Genomic DNA, 17588 nt, shown 5'->3' on the forward strand with positions numbered 1-17588 from the left:
ATATGTTATAAGTTTCTTCTTAGTTTAAAAATTCAAATATTCCAGCAGCACCTTGTCCTGTTCCAACACACATGGTAACCATTCCATGTTTGCCTGTCATACTGCGTTTACGCATTTCATCAAATAATTGCACAGATAGTTTTGCTCCAGTACATCCTAATGGATGCCCTAATGCAATAGCGCCACCATTTACATTCACGATATCTTGATTTAAATTCAACTCACGCATTACGGCTAAAGATTGAGATGCGAATGCTTCATTTAATTCAATTAACTCTACATCGTTTTGTTGAAGTCCAGCTTGTTTGAGTGCTTTAGGAATTGCAGCTACAGGACCAATACCCATAATTCTTGGTGGTACACCAGCAGCAGCATAACTTACCATTCTTGCAATTGGTTCTAGATTTAATTCTTTAACCATAGCTTCGCTCATAACCATCACAAAAGCAGCACCATCACTCGTTTGAGATGAGTTTCCTGCCGTAACAGATCCATTAGCAGCAAATACAGGACGTAATTTGGCCAGTGCTTCTACGCTTGTGCCTCGTCTAGGTCCTTCATCCTTATTTACTGTAAATGTTCGTTGCGCTTTTTTACCATTCCCGTCGATAAAAGTCTCCTCAACTTCAATCGGAACAATTTGATCTTGGAAACGATTTTCATCAAGTGCTTTTAAGGCTTTAATGTGTGAGTTATATGCAAATTCATCTTGATCCTCACGCGACACTTTATATTCTTGAGCCACAGCCTCTGCTGTATTTCCCATTCCCCAATAATAATCTTCGTTTCCTGAACTAACGATGTCGTAATTTAATTCAGGTTTAAATCCTGTCATTGGTACAGAGGTCATACTTTCGGTACCACCAGCAATAATGCAGTCTGCCATTCCAGATTGAATTTTTGCTACGGCCATTCCTATAGTTTCTAATCCTGAAGAACAAAAACGATTAACAGTAACTCCTGGTACGTCAACGGTTTCAAGACCAATCAATGAGATAATACGTGCCATGTTAAGACCTTGAGATCCCTCTGGCATAGCATTACCCACAATAACGTCATCAATTCTTTTTACATCAAATTCAGGTAATTGACTCATTAAGTGCTGAATTGTTTCGGCCGCTAATTCGTCTGCCCTTTTAAATCTGAAACCACCTCTTTTGGATTTTCCAACGGCAGTTCTATATCCTTTTACTATATATGCTGTTTTCATGTTTTTAATTTCTTAGTGGTTTACCAGTCTTAAGCATGTGCTGAATACGTTCAAGAGTCTTTCTTTCTGTACAAAGACTTAAGAAAGCTTCTCTTTCTATGTCTAGTAAATATTGTTCAGAAACTCTTGTAGGTTCGGATAAGTCACCACCAGCCATGACATAAGCCAATTTATTAGCAATTTTTTCATCATGCTCAGAGATGTATCTAGAGGCTTTCATTGCATTAGTCCCAACCATAAAGGTTCCTAAGGCTTGTTTACCTAAAACAAGAACATCTTTTCGTTGTGGTTTTTGAGTATACCCTGCTTCTGCCAATAGTTTAGCGTGTTTTTTAGCTTCAGCTATTTGTCTGTCTTTATTTACAACAACAACATCTTTTCCTTTTTGAAGTATGTTTAAATCATAAGCTTCGTAGGCTGAGGTTGCAACTTTAGCCATACCAATAGCTAAGAAGTGCTCTTGTAATACATTTAATTGAACATCTCCTTGGTGAAATAAATCTTGCGCTCTAAGTGCCATTTCCTTAGATCCACCACCACCAGGTATAACTCCAACCCCAAACTCTACTAATCCAATGTAAGTTTCTGCTGCAGCTACAACTTTATCAGCATGCATAGAAAGTTCACAAGCGCCTCCTAGTGCCATACCATGAGGAGCTGCTACTGTTGGTATTGAAGAATAACGCATACGCATCATGGTGTCTTGGAAATATTTAATAGCCATATTAAGCTCATCATATTCCTGCTCAACGGCCATCATAAAAATCATTCCAATATTTGCACCTACAGAGAAATTTGCCCCTTGATTACCAATTACAAGACCTTCAAAGTCTTTTTCAGCGAGGTCAACGGCTTTATTTAGTCCTGCTAAAACATCTCCACCAATGGTGTTCATTTTAGATTGGAACTCACAGTTTAAGATTCCATCTCCTAAGTCCTCTATGACTACACCAGAATTTTTAAATACTTGATTAGTCTTACGGATATTGTTGAGAATAATAAAATTGTCTTGTCCAGGAATTTTTTGTTGCGATTTAGATGCAATGTCATAGCAATGTGTTGCTCCGTCTTGTACCGTGTAAAACGATGTTTGGCCAGAAGCCAGCATTTCTGTTACCCAAGCATTAGGCTGAAGACCTTCAGCCTTCATTATCTCTAATCCTTTCTCTAGACCGATAGCATCCCAAATTTCGAAAGGTCCGTCTCCCCAACCAAATCCTGCTTTCATTGCATCATCAATCTTATAGATTTCATCGGTTATTTCAGGTATGCGATAAGACACATAAGCTAGTAATGCTGCAAAGTGTTTTCTATAGAATTCACCGGCTTTATCTTTTCCTCCAACTAGGACTTTAAAACGATCAGAAACGTGATCAATAGTTTTAGTAAGTTCTAAAGTAGCGAATTTAGCACGTTGCTTTTCTCTATACTCTAAGGTGTTTAGATCAAGAGATAAAATATCTTTTTTGCCTTCCGGTGTTACGTGCTTTTTATAAAAGCCTTGTTTAGTTTTACTTCCTAACCATTTATTCTCAATCATGGTATTTATAAAGCCAGGTAGTGTAAATAACTCTAAACGTTCATCATCTGGACAGTTTTCTCTAATACCATTGGCAACATGAACTAAAGTATCAAGTCCAACTACATCTACAGTTCTAAACGTTGCAGATTTTGGACGTCCTATAACTGGTCCAGATAGCTTATCAACTTCTTCAATAGTCATACCTAATTCTTGGACAACATGAAATACATTCATAATACTAAATATCCCAATTCTATTTCCGATGAACGCGGGTGTGTCTTTTGCAATTACTGAAGTTTTACCTAAGAATTGCTCACCATAGCCATTGAGAAAATCTAAAACATCTTTATCAGTTTTAGGTCCAGGAATGACTTCAAATAGTCTTAAATATCGCGCTGGATTGAAAAAGTGAGTACCACAGAAATGCTTTTGAAAATCTTCACTTCGACCTTCGCTCATGAATTTAATTGGAATCCCTGACGTATTAGAGGTGATTAATGTACCAGGTGTTCTGTATTTTTCTAATTTTTCAAAAACCTGCTTTTTTATATCTAGGCGCTCTACAACCACTTCCATAATCCAATCTACATCTGCAACTTTAGAGATATCATCTTCTAAATTACCAGTTGTAATACGTTGCTTAAATGAGTTGTGATAAAGTGGAGCAGGTTTAGACTTTATGGATGCATTAAGCGCATCATTAACGAGCCTGTTTCTAACAACCTTATCTTCTAGAGTTAATCCTTTGGCTTTTTCTTTGTCATTAAGTTCTCGTGGAACTATATCTAATAACAAGACGTCTACGCCAATATTTGCAAAATGACAGGCAATACCTGATCCCATGATTCCAGAACCAATGATTGCAATTTTCTTTATTCTTCTTTTGCTCATTATTTAGTTAGAGTTTCTTTTTGATTATATATTTTTCTATTTGATATCATATTAATGATCAAGTCAGCAACTTCATAAAAGTTTTCAATTTTATCAGATGCAATATTTGATCTAATCGCATTATCGAAAGTTAAAACGCGATCTTTTGAGTATTCTCTTTTTTCCTTACCGAATTCTGTGAGATATATTAAAACTCCGCGACCATCTTCAGGATTAGGTTTTCTTACGATTAACCCTTTTTCTTCCATTGTTTTTAATGTACGAGAAAGACTAGTAGCTTCCATACCCATTTTTGGACCTAATGAAGTTGAAGGAGTTCCTTTTTCTGGATCTATACTTAACAAGGCGAACCCAGTAGCCATGGTTGTATCAAATTTAGAGGCTTCCTCATTGTACATTTTATTTACGGCTAACCACGTTGTTCTAAGGACATAATCTATTGTTTTTTCTTTCATACTTCATTTATTGGTTTTCAAAGATAATAAAAAATACTATGCACGCATAATAAATGGGTAAAATTATGCATGCATAGTATTTAATAGTGAATTTAAGAATGAATATTAATTCACTATTCTTAAAGGTTTAAAATTTCCTTCCTGGATTTAATATTAAGTTTGGAATATATCGAACTAACATGAGATTTAACCGTGCTTATACCAATATTAAACTCTTCTGAGATTTCTTTATTAGATTTCCCATCCTTGAGTGCTTCATAAATTTTTCGTTCTTGAATGCTTAATAATTTAAAATTTTTATTTATTGATTGAGAGGGAAATACCTTAGATATTATGAGACCTAAAATAAATGATATTGCAGCCACTAAAATTATATAATTATAGTTAGTATCTCTACTTTCTAAACTCAATTCTTTTCTAAATTTTTTAAAATAACTTGAATTTTCATTTTCCCATTTTTTAATATAGTCCTGGTAATAGTCTTTATGACTTATGAGGTTATTCTTGAAATTTGATTTATAAATTGCGTATAGTGAGACTAAGGAATGAGAAGAGGTATCAGCAATAAATCTCAATTTCTCTTGCGCTGCTTTTAAAATAAAAGAGCGTTTAATTTGAGAATTACTATAGTCTATACTGTCAATACTTTTCAATACAAGATCAATATATTGAATGGAATTATTTTTTATTGAGTTTGAGAATACGACATCACTTATTGTATTTTTTAAATTTCCTCGTTTAATCTCAAAATCGGAATATTTATTTGCTATGATAAATTTGAAGTTTTCCTCTTTTCCTCCAATTATTAATGAAGCATTAGGAGAATCTGTCTTCGCTATATGAAGTCTATAAATTTTATCTTCTTCAGAAAAGTTGCTTAAATCAAAAACGAAATTGTTCAGACTGTCAATATCTGCTTCGGAAATAATCATTGAATTAGACATTTTATACAAATCATTAAAAGATGATATTTCCGATAGAAATACTTTTTGTTTCCATGCCTCATCTAATTCTATATTTCCTTTAATCGAACCATTAGATTGAGGAAAAGAAATAGATGTAAAAAAAATACAAACGAGAATTGTCCAAGTTACCTTAGTCATATTTAGACTGAAATTACTTTGAATAATGAGTTAGTTTAATTTTCATATCTGCATAAGCTTTGTTCGAAACCATTTTAATAACATAGATTCCAGGACTAGGATCTTTAATTACTTTATTGAGATCACTTCTTACAATCTCTTTGACCATTGATTTATCATTTCCTTTAACTGATTCAGAATTTCCAATTTCGAATGTGCCTAAAATTTCACCGGATTCAGGATGTATGATTTCTAATGAAATTTGTCCTTTTTGTATGACACTGTTTATCATTATATCAAGTTGAAATGTGTTTTTTGAGACCTTAGCCTCTATGACTCGTTCCTCACTACTGTTTTCGAATTTAATCTCATTTGTAGTATCAAAAAATGTAGTTTGAGAATTTGAAAGGACTGGTGTAACAAGAAGTAAAAGTATAAACGTAGTTTTTAAAAAGTTCATAATATTGAATTTAAATTGTTCACTACAAAATTATTTTTCAACTACAAACTTTTAACATTCTTCAGGTATGAAAAAGGTAGTAATAAAGTTTTAAAAACGTGCTAAATACCTTAATAGTCTATGGTCTGTAGATTTTTTCATAGAGCGCATCATACTTTTCTCTTATGACACTACGCTTCACTTTCATTGTAGGAGTGAGATGACCATCATCAATCGTCCAAGCATCCTGTGTTAACTCAAAACGCTTAATTTGTTCCCATTTCCCAAAGTTTTTATTGTATTTGTCAACCTCTTGTTGAATGCGATTAATCACAATTTCCGAAGCAGAGATTTCTGAATCTGAAGTACCTATTGTATGACCTTTGTGCTCTATCCAATCTCTAACAAAATCAAAATTTGGTTGAATAATAGCTCCTGGCATTTTCTCACCTTCGCCTACAACCATAACTTGCTCAATAAATAAGGACTGCTTTAAATCATTTTCCAAGAGGGTAGGGATAATGTATTTTCCTCCAGAAGTTTTAAACATTTCTTTTTTTCGACCAGTAATTTTAAGGAAACCATCGGTATCAATTTCTCCTTTATCTCCAGTATGAAAGTAATCGTCACTCATGACCTTAGATGTTTTTTCTGGGTCTTTATAATAACCCATCATAACATTAGGTCCTTTGATTAAAATTTCTCCATCCTCTGCTATTTTAACTTCCACGTGATCTATAGGTTTTCCGACAGTTCCTACTTTATAGTAATTGTCTCTGAACATACCAACAGATACCACTGGGGAGGTTTCGGTTAAGCCATAACCTTCCATAACTTTCATTTGTGCGGCTCCAAAGACTCTCGCTAGTCGAGGTTGTAAGGCTGCACTACCAGATACCATAGTTCCTAATTCTCCACCCAGTGCTTCTCTCCATTTGCTAAAAATAAGCTTGTTGGCAATTTTTAATTTGAACTCATACCAACTACCATTTTTACCATAAGGTTCCCATTGTTCTCCTAATTCTACAGCCCAATAAAAAAGTTTCTTTTTTATACCTGATAATTCTTCGCCTTTGAGCATTATTTTATCAAAAACTTTCTCTAAAAGTCGAGGAACTACACTCATTAAATTAGGCTTTATCTCTTTGGCATTATCTCCAATTTTATCCAAGGCCTCAGCAAAATAAATTGATGTTCCTGAATATTGGTAGACATAAATTAAAACACGCTCAAAAATATGACAGATAGGTAAGAAGCTCAACACTCTTGTTTCACCGTATTCTGGAAGTGGAACACGCTTACCACTATCTAAAGCATTAGTCGTAATATTTTTATGAGAAAGCATCACACCTTTGGGTTTTCCGGTAGTACCAGATGTGTATATGATTGTTGCTAAATCTTCTGGTTTAACGGCATCTTTGCGATCCTCTACTTCAGATTGGTTGTTCTTATCTTTACCCAAATCAAATAATTCTGAGTAGTGTTTGCAACCTTCAATGTAGTCAAAAGAATAGACTTCTTTGAGTTTGGTGTTTGCTTGAACTTTTTTCACCTTTTCTAGAACTTCTTCGTCTGATACAAAACAATAAATGGATTCACTGTGATTTAGAACATATTCGTAATCTTCTGCACAGATCGTTGGATAAATAGGAATATTTTGAGCGCCAATTTGAAGTACACCTATATCCATTATATTCCATTCTGTTCTATTCGTTGAAGAGATAACAGCAATTTTATCATTTTTTTGAACTCCTAGTTTGATAAGTGCACGACTTATAGCATTGGCTTTATCAATGTATTCTTTTGTGGAAATTGGTGTCCATTTTCCATTATATTTTGTAACAAAAGCACTAGTATTTGGTTTGTTTTCCAATTGATAATATGGGAAATCAAAAAGGCGAGTTATTTCGGTCATAATTTGTATTAACAAAAATTGTTAGGGAATTTTACGAAAATAATAAAAAAAGGGCTTCTAAAGTAAAGCCCTTTAAAATTTGATACTTTTCACCCTAACAACTAACAAAATTTTAGTTAATCAAAGCGATTACGCAATACTATTAGTGAAAAAGTATCTCTTTTTAAAAATCAGACATAAGAAATACTTTTCTTACAAATAATAAGTTAACTTACAGATTATCAATCCATTTTCTTGCGTTAATGAATGCCTCTAACCATGGTGAAACGTCATCTTTTCGACCTTGGGGATAGTTAGCCCAATTCCACTGAAAGGTAGATCGTTCTATGTGTGGCATTGTCACTAAATGACGTCCACTTTTATCACAAAGCATTGCTGTGTTATAATCAGAACCATTAGGATTATGAGGATAACTATCATAACTGTACTTAGCACAGATCTCATACTTGTCTTCTGAATATGGTAAATTAAATTTACCTTCCCCATGCGAAATCCAAACTCCTAATTGACTTCCTGCTAAACTTGAAAGCATCACAGAATTGTTTTCTTGTACTACGACAGATGTAAAAGCACTTTCATGTTTCTTAGAATCGTTATGAATCATCTTACCATGTTTTTCATGGTCTGGATTTATAAGATCCAATTCCATCCATAGCTGACATCCATTACAGATGCCAACAGAAAGCGTATCTTCTCTTTCAAAGAAGTCTTTAATAACTTTATTAGCTTTTTCGTTATATTTTATAGCTCCAGCCCACCCTTTGGCAGAGCCAAGTACATCTGAATTACTAAATCCACCAACAGCTCCTAAAAATTGAATATCTTCTAAAGTTTCACGACCAGAAATAAGATCGGTCATATGTACATCCTTAACATCAAAGCCAGCTAAATACATAGCATTAGCCATCTCACGTTCAGAATTACTGCCTTTTTCTCTTAAAATCGCAGCTTTCGGTTTTTTAGAATTAGAATTAATTTGTGGTAATTTCCCTGTAAAATGTTCTGGGAATTTATAGGTTAAAGGCTGATTTTTATAGTTCTCAAATCGAGCATCAGCTAGACCATTCGAGGTTTGTTTGCGATCTAGAAGTAAAGAGGTTTTGTACCAAACATCTCTTAGTCGAGATACTGTGATTCTATAAACTTCATTGCCATTGATGACTCCTAAAACATCTGAATCATTGACCTTACCTATATTGTGAAATTCAATTCCAGCTTTAGTTAATTCAGATTCAATTGAGTTGTCTTTTCCTTGAAAAACAATTCCAGCATTTTCTGCAAATAGCAGTTTAAAGCTGTCTTTTTCATTAAGTGCTGTAAGGTCTAATTCAGCACCAATACCATTATCAGCAAAACATAATTCTAGAAGCGTTGTTATAAGACCTCCAGAGGCTACATCGTGTCCTGCTACAATTTGTTCCTCCCTAATTAATTTTTGAATGGTATTAAAAACGGTCTTAACATATGCAGCACTTTTTACGTTTGGTGTTTTATTCCCAATCTTATTGGTTATTTGAGCAAAGGAACTGCCACCTAATTCAAAATGATCTTGAGATAAATTGATATAGTATACAGCGCCGGCCTCTTTTTGGAAAACAGGTTCTACAACCTTAGAAATATCATTGCAATTGGCGGCTGCTGAAATGATAACTGTACCTGGCGAAATCACATCACCATCTGGATACTTTTGTTTCATTGAAAGCGAGTCCTTTCCAGTAGGAACATTTATCCCCAGATCGATTGAAAATTCTGAAACTTCCTTGACGGCTTTGTAAAGTCGCGCATCTTCACCTTCATTTTTACAAGGCCACATCCAGTTTGCGGATAGTGAAACACTTTTAAGTCCATCCTTTAACGGAGCCCAGATAATATTAGTTAATGCTTCTGTAATTGAATTACGGCTTCCAGCGATTGGATTAATGAGCCCTGAAATTGGAGAGTGACCAACACTCGTCGCGATGCCTTCTTTTCCTTTAAAGTCTAAGGCCATTACTCCAACATTATTAAGAGGAAGCTGTAATGGACCAACACATTGTTGCTTGGCAACGCGTCCACCAACACAGCGATCAACTTTATTTGTTAACCAATCTTTACAGGCAACCGCTTCGAGTTGTAAAACTCGATTCAAATAATCATAAAAGCTATCTTTGTTATAGCTAACCTCAGCATAATCTTTATGAAGGGTGATGTCGTTCATTATTGTTTTTGGTGAACTTCCAAACATATCACTTAGAGCCAAATCCATTGGTTTATCTCCATTAGATTTAGATTCAAAAGTAAAACGATGTTCACCTGTAACATTACCAACATCGTAAATTGGTGAGCGTTCGCGATCAGCAATTTTATGTAAAGTTTCTAGATGCTCATCTGAAATAACTAATCCCATACGTTCCTGAGATTCATTTCCAATAATTTCTTTTGCAGATAATGTAGGATCTCCAACAGGTAATTTATCTAAATTGATATGCCCACCAGTATCCTCAACCAATTCAGATAAACAATTTAAATGACCACCAGCTCCGTGATCATGTATAGAAACAATAAAGTTTTCATCGCTCTCTACCATGCCTCTAACGGCATTAGCAGCGCGTTTTTGCATTTCTGGATTAGAGCGTTGTACAGCGTTTAATTCTATGCCAGAATCGAATTCGCCGGTATCTGCTGAAGAAACAGCAGCACCACCCATACCAATGCGATAATTATCACCGCCAAGAATTACAATTTTGTCTCCTTTATTTGGTACGTCCTTAATGGCTTGCTTAGCTTTTCCATAACCAATACCACCAGCAAGCATTATAACTTTATCATAGCCAATTTTATCAGTTTGTTCTTGATGTTCAAAGGTTAATACAGATCCACATATTAGCGGTTGACCAAATTTATTTCCAAAATCAGAAGCACCATTTGATGCTTTTATAAGGATGTCCATTGGTGTTTGGTACAACCATTTTCGTTCTGGGAATGCTTTTTCCCATGGACGTTCTTCTTCGAGTCTTGAGTATGAGGTCATGTAAACTGCTGTTCCTGCTAAAGGAATAGAGCCTTTTCCACCCGCAAGTCGATCCCTAATTTCTCCACCTGAGCCAGTGGCCGCTCCATTAAATGGCTCAACCGTAGTTGGGAAGTTATGTGTTTCAGCTTTTAATGAAATTACCGATTCAAACTCTTTAGTGGTATAATAATCTGGAACGTCCGCACGCTGCGGTGCAAACTGTTCAACAGTTGGACCTTTAATAAATGCTACATTGTCTTTATAGGCAGAAACAATATCGTTAGGATGTTGTTTGGAGGTTTCTTTTATCATTTTGAACAGTGAAACAGGTTGTTCTTCACCATCAATAATAAAAGTTCCATTAAAAATTTTATGACGACAATGCTCAGAATTGACTTGAGAAAATCCAAAGACTTCAGAATCAGTTAAAGGTCTTCCTATTCGCTTAGACACTGTATTTAGGTAATCGACTTCTTCATCGCTTAAAGCTAAGCCTTCCTTAATATTATATGCAGCAATATCTTCAATATTAAGTATTGGTTCGGGCTCAATAGCAATACTAAATACATTCTGGCTAAGCGTATTGAATTTTTCAGAAATCATTGGGTCATAACCTCTAAAGTCTTCGTCAACAATTATAAATTCCTCAATTCTTTGGATATCTTCTATGCCCATATTTTGGGTAATTTCAACGGCATTGGTACTCCAAGGAGTAATCATTGCTGCTCTCGGACCAACAAAAAAAGCATCTATAGATGCTTGTTCAATTTTTGGCTGGTCGCCAAATAACCATGTGAGTTTAGAGATGGTATCCGTTGATAATTCTTTTGTTGCTTGAACAGCAAAAACCTTGCTGTTTTGGTTTCCAAAGAAATGAATCATTATGTGTTCTATTGATTAGAAAATTAAAAACACAAAGTTAATTCATTTTGCGATACTACTGCTAAAATTTGTTCTGCAATAAATGAAGTATTCAACAAGTTTTAAACAAAAAAAGCAGCTTTAAAAGCTGCTTTTTAGTTTATGATTTAATAAGTTTCTTACTCGTTATTTTTTTATTCTGAATGAACTTAACAACATAAAGTCCATTTCTTAGACTACTAATGTCTATATCCAAAGATTCATTGACCTTTCTAATAAAAACGCGCTTACCAAGTATATCATAGATTTCTATTCTTGTTTCTATTTGATTTGGTAAGTTAACACGCACCAAACTTGATGCAGGATTAGGAGACAAACTAAACTCAAGATTTTCTTGAGACTCATTGGTTGAAAGTGTTCCCCAAGTATCTTCTGGTTCGTCACTACCTCCCCATATTATTTTTGCTAAATATGGATTATCAATAAATGGATTACGATTACCGTAGTTAGTTTCTAATAGGTTATTTCTATTATTTTCGATTTCTGATACTGGATCATTGGCATTCCATTGCAATAAGATTTGAAGCATGTCTGTGCTACCTTCTTTGGCACCTGAAGCATTGTATTCTGGCAGGCAACGATCTCCATAGCGCACATACATATACATCATAATACGGGCAACATCTCCTCTCCATTCATCACCAGGATACCAGTTACCACTTCCTACATCTCCAGAGTTTCCTGAACCTGCTGCGAAAAGTTTACTTCCTCTTGCACCATTACGTTGTACATCACTAGCTCTTAAATTGTGAGGGTCAGCAACAATTCCTGTTGACGAGTTACTTGCACTTCCCATTGAAGGTACTGCATTAGATCTTGCAAATACGTGTTCTCTATTGTAATCACAATTGTTACCTCCAAATTCCGACTTGTTACGGATACGTCTGTCAGTAGAACTTATGCATACCAGATTATCAACAAAGCCATACACTAACAAAACATTTGTATCCGTTAGATCATCCGGATCAAGGTCCATAATTTGGATATCATCTCTTGCATCCCCATAATCGTAGGTTACAATCGTATTATTGTCAATTTTTAATTGCAATGCGTCATATAAATCTTGCCCAGTAAGTGAAAAGTCCACATCGTTTTGACCATTCATATAGTAAGCCTGCTGTGCTGATACAACAGACGATATAATAAAAAATGCAATAAAGTAAAGGTATTTCATAATTGATTTATATAAAGTTCGTTTTATCTTTTTTCTAAAAGAGCCATGTAAAATCCGTCAAATCCAGAAGTATGGGCCAATACGTTTTTATCTTTTACTAAAGTAAATTCTTTTCCTTCTTCCGAAGTTAAGAAATTATCAATTTGGTTCTCATTTTCAGAAGGTAAAATCGAGCAGGTAGCATAGACCATTTTACCACCATTTTTCACCATTTTAGAATAATCTCTTAGTACTTCTTTTTGGGTGTTCTTAATTCTATCAATAAATTGCGGTTCTAACTTCCACTTTGCATCAGGATTTCTGCGTAAGACTCCTAATCCAGAACACGGAGCGTCAATGAGCAAACGGTCAGCCTTACCATGCAGTTTTTTGATAGGTTTAGTTGAATCAATGGTTTTTAATTCAATGTTATGTACACCATTCCTTCTTGCCCTAACCTTTAGCTTCTTCAATTTGCTTTCATAGATGTCCATGGCAATAATCTGCCCTTTATTTTCCATCAAGGATGCTAAATGAAGGGTTTTGCCACCAGCTCCCGCGCATACATCCACAACTTTCATGCCTGGTTTAACGTCTAAAAAATTGGCAACCAATTGTGATGAAGCATCTTGAACTTCGAACCAACCATTTTTAAAAGCTTCAGTTTTAAAAACATTAGCACGCTTTTTTAATCGTAACGCATAAGGGTGATTTGGTAAGAACTCAGTTTCAATATCCTCTGATTGCAGTTTAAGCTGTAAATCTTTTTTATGAGTCTTAAGTGTATTAACTCTTAGAATAACATCCGCTTGTTGATTTTGAATAGCAATCTCTTTGGTCCATAGAGACTCTCCAAGTTCTGAAATTCCCAAATTATCCATCCAATCCGGAATCGATTCCCGATATTTTCGAATTTTTGATAATTCATCAAATCTCCCTTTTATTTTCCGAGTAGGAGTATCCGTAAAGTATTTCCAATCGGGTAATTTAATACCTTTTAAGGTTGCCCAAACGGCAAATAATCTCCATAGATTATCACGATTATAAGGCATTTTTACATTGGCTATTTCAGCATAAAGTCTTTGGTAACGGACGATTTCGTAGATAGTTTCGGCCACAAAGCCTCTATCGCGACTTCCCCAACGTTTATCACGTTTTAATAAAACCTGCACAACCTTATCGGCATATTCATTTTCATTGAAGATTTCATGTAATCCGTCAATGACTGCAAAGCATAAATTTCGGTGTAGTCGCATTGAAAAAAATTAAGCACGCAAAGGTAATATAAAAGTTGAGATGGTCTATTGCATTTAATAAAGTATCTTTTAAACCATGATTAAATAGACAACAAGTTTTTTGTTGTTAAGGCATCTAAATTAAATTGCAATGGTTTTTAAATAATAGATTGACAGAAGAGGCCCTCATAGAACAATTAAAACTCAAAAATACAGCTGTATTTTCTAATCTTATCGATACCTATCAACAAAAAGTGTTCGGTACTTGTTTATCTTTTGTACCTAACAAAGAAGATGCTGAAGATTTAGTTCAAGAGGTTTTTTTAGAAGTCTTTAATTCTATTTCTAAATTTAAAGGCAAATCAGCCTTGTCCACTTGGATTTATAGAATTACAACAAACAAGTGTTTAGAATTTATTAGAAAGCAGAAGACCAAAAAGCGTACAGGTTTTTTGAAACCCTTATTTAGTCAAGATTTTTCGATAGATAAAACCAATTATTTTACAGAGTTCAATCATCCTGGATTTTTATTAGAAACGAAAGAACTCAATAAAAACTTGTTTAAAGCAATAAACAAATTACCTGAATCTCAAACTTTGATTTTTACCTTGCATAAGATAGATGGTAAGAGCTATCAAGAAATAGCAGAGATTACCGACAGAAGTGTTTCATCAGTTGAATCTGTAATGTTTAGAGCCAAGAAAAATTTGCAAAAACTATTATACAACTATTATAAAAATGAATTTTAGCACAAGTTATTTTATACTTATGCATCTAAAATACAAAGCGATATGATGTCAAATTCGGAAATTGATAAAAAAGTAAAAATGACGATTGATTCAGTTGATTCAATGGAAGAGGTTCGAGTATCACCGTTTTTGAAGGATAGGATATTACATCAACTCCATGCAAAAGAAGAATTATCTTCTCCTGTTTTTAGTTGGTTTACTCCGCAACTACAATTAGTAGCCTTATGTATGGTAATTGTTCTAAATGTTTATGCTTACACCATATTGACCTCTCAAGAGTACGAGACTAAGGTTGAAGAATTTGTGGATACTTACGATTTTGAGGATGAAACCTATACATCAATATTTAATTAAAGTCAATGATGAAAAAGCAAACTATTTTATATCTAATACTGATTGTTCTTTTTTTATCGAATGCCTTTTTTATTCATCATCATTTAGGTCGTCATGGAAATAAAGAGCATCGTACACGATTTTCAATGGCTAAAGAGTTGAAATTTAATGAAGTGCAGCAAAAGGCTTATGATTCTATTAGAAGTCTTCATTTTGATAAAATGAGACTGTATTCTAGAAAGATTACGAAATTAAAGGAACAGCTATATAAAGATAATTCTGAAAACGGAGTAACGGATATGCAGTTAGATTCGATTACTAGTTTAATTGCTAACGAAGAAAAAAATAAGGATCTAGAAATGTATGCGTATTTTAGGTCGGTAAGAAACATTTGTGATGCGCAACAAAAAGAAAAACTTACCGCAATTATTAAAGATGCTATAAATCGCCGTGGTAGACGTGGTAGGTTTAAGGCTAAAGAAAAATAAGTCTAATCGCAGACTTGTAGATGGGTTGGTGCTATTTTTTGAGTTTTATTTGATGAATAAACTATTGTTAATTTGAAAGGCTTTACGGTTTTGTCGTGAAGCTTTTCTATTTTTAGTGAAAATATAGAGTTATGCGACTTGTACTTTTTGGATTATTGCTTTTAGGATTGCAATCTTGTTCAGAAGAATATGTAAGACCAACGGACGTCACAAAAATATATGTTGAACCCATTCTTAAGGATTCAACACTTAGTGTAAGAGCCATAGACTTTGATGAAGAATATGTTTATTATGGAAGTGCAGACCACATTGGTATGCGAGCTTTGCATTCTCAATTTAAGGTTGATATTTCTAAACTCACCGTTAATAATGGTAAGCATCATTTTAAAAATGTTATAACCTATGATAGTGTGCCCATGCACTTTAGAGCTATTAAAGTTGTAAATGGAGACTTGTATGCTATTTCTATTGGTAATCCTGCTAGATTGTACAAGCTTCATAGAAAATCTAATGAACCTAAATTGGTTTATGAAGAGGTAAACGAAAAGGTCTTTTATGATTCTATGGATTTTTGGAATGAAAATGAAGGCATAGCCATTGGCGATCCAACCGATAATTGTATGAGTGTAATTGTGACGCGAGATGGAGGTAAAACATGGTCTAAAATATCATGTGATAATTTACCAAAAGTAAAGGAAGGTGAAGCTGCCTTTGCTGCGAGTGATACTAATATTTCAATAGTTGGAGAACATACTTGGGTAGCCACAGGAGGCATGGTTAGCAGAATTTTGTACTCTCCAGATAAAGGCAATACATGGGAGGTTTTTGATACACCTGTTATTCAAGGCAAGCCAACAACAGGTATGTATTCTTTAGATTTTTATAATGAAAATATTGGCTTTGCTATTGGTGGTGATTATACTGAGGCCAATGATTCGTTAGCCAATAAAATTAGAACTACAGATGGCGGCAAGACATGGCAAGTAGTAGCAGATGGTAAAGGTCCTGGCTATAGAAGTTGTGTTCAGTTTATTCCTAATCGAAATGGTAAGGAATTATTAGCAGTAGGCTTTAAAGGTATTGATTTCAGTAACGATAGTGGGTTATCATGGAAGCATCTCAGTGACAAGAGCTTTTATACTGTAAGATTTTTAAATGATTCTGTTGCTTACGCTGGCGGAAGAGGTAAGATTAGTAAGATTATCTTACGTTAAAAAAAGAAGCCTAATGGCTTCCTTTTTTAGTTTCTATTTCTGGCGCGCTGATCGCGGACTTTCTTGAGTCGCTCAATCAAAACACGATTAAATTGATCTTCTGCAGCCTTTAATTGCATTATCTTTTGGGAAGAAATTACTTCTTTCAAGTCTTTTACAAGTTGCATTTTAGCCTCGTGCATTTTATTCTCAGCATTTAAAATTTCAGCCAATAATTCATCAGCTCTATCGTCAGATACATTACCACGACGCATTTCTTGTTTAATGCGTCTTAAATCTCCAGATTTAATGCTTTCAATTTTTGCTTCAAAGGCATTATAAATTGGCCAGAATTGTTGTGCCTCTTCACTGGTAAGTTGAACCTTGTCGGAAATGAATGCAATCTTTTGTGCTTTTATGCGCTCTTCAATTTGTTCACCACGTTGGGCAAAAGCAGAAAAGCTTATAAATAATGCGAGGATTGGGATTAATTTTTTCATTTTAATTATTCTAAATATGTTTCTAAATCTACGTTTTCTAATAAGTAATCTTCTAAGTTAGATTGGTCATAAGGTGTTGTAGCTATTGTAAAATCTTCATCAAGTAAATCGGCATCAGATAATAGTTCTGCTAATTCGTAACTATCTAAATCACTACTTTGAAAATACCGTTCAACCATTTCAACAGATAACTCTTCAGAATCATCATTACCACCTATGAAGACAGCGAACAACAAAAATAAGGACGCTGCAATCCCAGCAATATAATATAAGTTCTTTCTCGAACTTAACTTAATAACAGGTGTGTCCTTATCATCAATTTTTTGTAATATTTCATTTTCAATAATATCAAAATAAGCGTCCGGTACCTTAAATCCAGTAGCTTTTGTGCCTGGCAATGGTGCTTTTTCTGATAGCTTATCAAACAGTTTGTCGTCAAAACTATCAAAGTATTGCTCAGGGGTTTTAAAACCTGAGGTTGTTATGTTATTTAAATTATTTGTCTTCATT

At 34.3% G+C, this 17588-nt stretch carries 15 protein-coding genes; 4 read left to right on the plus strand and 11 right to left on the minus strand.

Annotated elements, in window-relative coordinates; genetic code table 11:
• Positions 1-19: 19 nt before the first annotated feature.
• From HRU49_RS02070 to HRU49_RS02110, 9 genes are all read right to left on the minus strand, one after another.
• The gene (locus tag HRU49_RS02070; protein ID WP_296353649.1) at positions 20-1210 is read right to left on the minus strand and encodes an acetyl-CoA C-acyltransferase; all 1191 of its coding nucleotides are present in this window, start codon (positions 1208-1210) and stop codon (positions 20-22) included.
• 4 nt (positions 1211-1214) lie between these two features.
• Positions 1215-3623: a 3-hydroxyacyl-CoA dehydrogenase/enoyl-CoA hydratase family protein gene (locus tag HRU49_RS02075; protein WP_296353651.1), complete on the minus strand. Its 2409-nt coding sequence runs from the start codon at positions 3621-3623 to the stop codon at positions 1215-1217.
• Positions 3623-4078, minus strand: coding sequence for a MarR family transcriptional regulator (locus tag HRU49_RS02080; RefSeq protein WP_296353653.1), 456 nt, complete (start codon positions 4076-4078; stop codon positions 3623-3625). The genes HRU49_RS02075 and HRU49_RS02080 overlap by 1 nt, the downstream gene beginning before the upstream one ends.
• 119 nt (positions 4079-4197) lie before the next feature.
• Positions 4198-5181, minus strand: a complete 984-nt coding sequence (locus HRU49_RS02085; protein ID WP_296353656.1) for a LuxR C-terminal-related transcriptional regulator — start codon at positions 5179-5181, stop codon at positions 4198-4200.
• A 13-nt stretch (positions 5182-5194) separates the two neighbouring features.
• Positions 5195-5620, minus strand: coding sequence for a hypothetical protein (locus HRU49_RS02090; protein WP_296353658.1), 426 nt, complete (start codon positions 5618-5620; stop codon positions 5195-5197).
• A 118-nt stretch (positions 5621-5738) separates the two neighbouring features.
• Positions 5739-7514 (minus strand): long-chain fatty acid--CoA ligase, encoded by a 1776-nt coding sequence (locus HRU49_RS02095; protein WP_296353660.1) that lies wholly within the window; start codon positions 7512-7514, stop codon positions 5739-5741.
• Between the two features lie 211 nt (positions 7515-7725).
• Entirely contained in the window at positions 7726-11388 is a 3663-nt protein-coding gene (gene purL / locus HRU49_RS02100; protein ID WP_296353662.1) for a phosphoribosylformylglycinamidine synthase, read from the minus strand.
• 139 nt (positions 11389-11527) lie between these two features.
• Positions 11528-12601 (minus strand): endonuclease, encoded by a 1074-nt coding sequence (locus HRU49_RS02105; protein WP_296353664.1) that lies wholly within the window; start codon positions 12599-12601, stop codon positions 11528-11530.
• Positions 12602-12624: 23 nt separating this feature from the next.
• On the minus strand, positions 12625-13836 hold the full coding sequence (locus HRU49_RS02110) for an RsmB/NOP family class I SAM-dependent RNA methyltransferase (protein WP_296353667.1): 1212 nt from the start codon (positions 13834-13836) through the stop codon (positions 12625-12627).
• A 149-nt stretch (positions 13837-13985) separates the two neighbouring features.
• Between HRU49_RS02110 and HRU49_RS02115 the strand changes: the two genes are divergently transcribed.
• The 4 genes from HRU49_RS02115 (at position 13986) to HRU49_RS02130 (ending at position 16599) form a co-directional block, all read left to right on the plus strand.
• A complete protein-coding gene (locus tag HRU49_RS02115; RefSeq protein WP_296353669.1) occupies positions 13986-14564 on the plus strand; it encodes an RNA polymerase sigma factor in 579 nt (192 codons plus the stop codon).
• Between the two features lie 42 nt (positions 14565-14606).
• On the plus strand, positions 14607-14918 hold the full coding sequence (locus HRU49_RS02120; protein ID WP_296353671.1) for a hypothetical protein: 312 nt from the start codon (positions 14607-14609) through the stop codon (positions 14916-14918).
• 5 nt (positions 14919-14923) lie between these two features.
• Positions 14924-15385 carry a hypothetical protein gene (locus HRU49_RS02125; protein ID WP_296353672.1) on the plus strand — a complete coding sequence of 154 codons (462 nt, stop codon included), beginning with the start codon at positions 14924-14926 and terminating at the stop codon, positions 15383-15385.
• Between the two features lie 131 nt (positions 15386-15516).
• Entirely contained in the window at positions 15517-16599 is a 1083-nt protein-coding gene (locus HRU49_RS02130; RefSeq protein ID WP_296353674.1) for an oxidoreductase, read from the plus strand.
• 26 nt (positions 16600-16625) lie between these two features.
• Here HRU49_RS02130 and HRU49_RS02135 read toward each other — a convergent pair whose 3' ends face one another.
• Positions 16626-17078 (minus strand): hypothetical protein, encoded by a 453-nt coding sequence (locus HRU49_RS02135; protein ID WP_296353676.1) that lies wholly within the window; start codon positions 17076-17078, stop codon positions 16626-16628.
• A 5-nt stretch (positions 17079-17083) separates the two neighbouring features.
• A complete protein-coding gene (locus HRU49_RS02140) occupies positions 17084-17587 on the minus strand; it encodes a hypothetical protein (RefSeq protein ID WP_296353678.1) in 504 nt (167 codons plus the stop codon).
• Position 17588: the final 1 nt, after the last annotated feature.

Source organism: Winogradskyella sp., from assembly GCF_013213975.1.
Taxonomy (GTDB): Bacteria; Bacteroidota; Bacteroidia; order Flavobacteriales; family Flavobacteriaceae; genus Winogradskyella.

Excerpts from the sequence above, each read along its gene's own strand:
- HRU49_RS02070 (WP_296353649.1), bottom strand. The coding sequence starts at position 1,210 with ATGAAAACAGCATATATAGTAAAAGGATATAGAACTGCCGTTGGAAAA.
- HRU49_RS02075 (WP_296353651.1), bottom strand. The coding sequence starts at position 3,623 with ATGAGCAAAAGAAGAATAAAGAAAATTGCAATCATTGGTTCTGGAATC.
- HRU49_RS02080 (WP_296353653.1), bottom strand. The coding sequence starts at position 4,078 with ATGAAAGAAAAAACAATAGATTATGTCCTTAGAACAACGTGGTTAGCC.
- HRU49_RS02085 (WP_296353656.1), bottom strand. The coding sequence starts at position 5,181 with ATGACTAAGGTAACTTGGACAATTCTCGTTTGTATTTTTTTTACATCT.
- HRU49_RS02090 (WP_296353658.1), bottom strand. The coding sequence starts at position 5,620 with ATGAACTTTTTAAAAACTACGTTTATACTTTTACTTCTTGTTACACCA.
- HRU49_RS02095 (WP_296353660.1), bottom strand. The coding sequence starts at position 7,514 with ATGACCGAAATAACTCGCCTTTTTGATTTCCCATATTATCAATTGGAA.
- purL (WP_296353662.1), bottom strand. The coding sequence starts at position 11,388 with ATGATTCATTTCTTTGGAAACCAAAACAGCAAGGTTTTTGCTGTTCAA.
- HRU49_RS02105 (WP_296353664.1), bottom strand. The coding sequence starts at position 12,601 with ATGAAATACCTTTACTTTATTGCATTTTTTATTATATCGTCTGTTGTA.
- HRU49_RS02110 (WP_296353667.1), bottom strand. The coding sequence starts at position 13,836 with ATGCGACTACACCGAAATTTATGCTTTGCAGTCATTGACGGATTACAT.
- HRU49_RS02120 (WP_296353671.1), top strand. The coding sequence starts at position 14,607 with ATGATGTCAAATTCGGAAATTGATAAAAAAGTAAAAATGACGATTGAT.
- HRU49_RS02125 (WP_296353672.1), top strand. The coding sequence starts at position 14,924 with ATGATGAAAAAGCAAACTATTTTATATCTAATACTGATTGTTCTTTTT.
- HRU49_RS02130 (WP_296353674.1), top strand. The coding sequence starts at position 15,517 with ATGCGACTTGTACTTTTTGGATTATTGCTTTTAGGATTGCAATCTTGT.
- HRU49_RS02135 (WP_296353676.1), bottom strand. The coding sequence starts at position 17,078 with ATGAAAAAATTAATCCCAATCCTCGCATTATTTATAAGCTTTTCTGCT.
- HRU49_RS02140 (WP_296353678.1), bottom strand. The coding sequence starts at position 17,587 with ATGAAGACAAATAATTTAAATAACATAACAACCTCAGGTTTTAAAACC.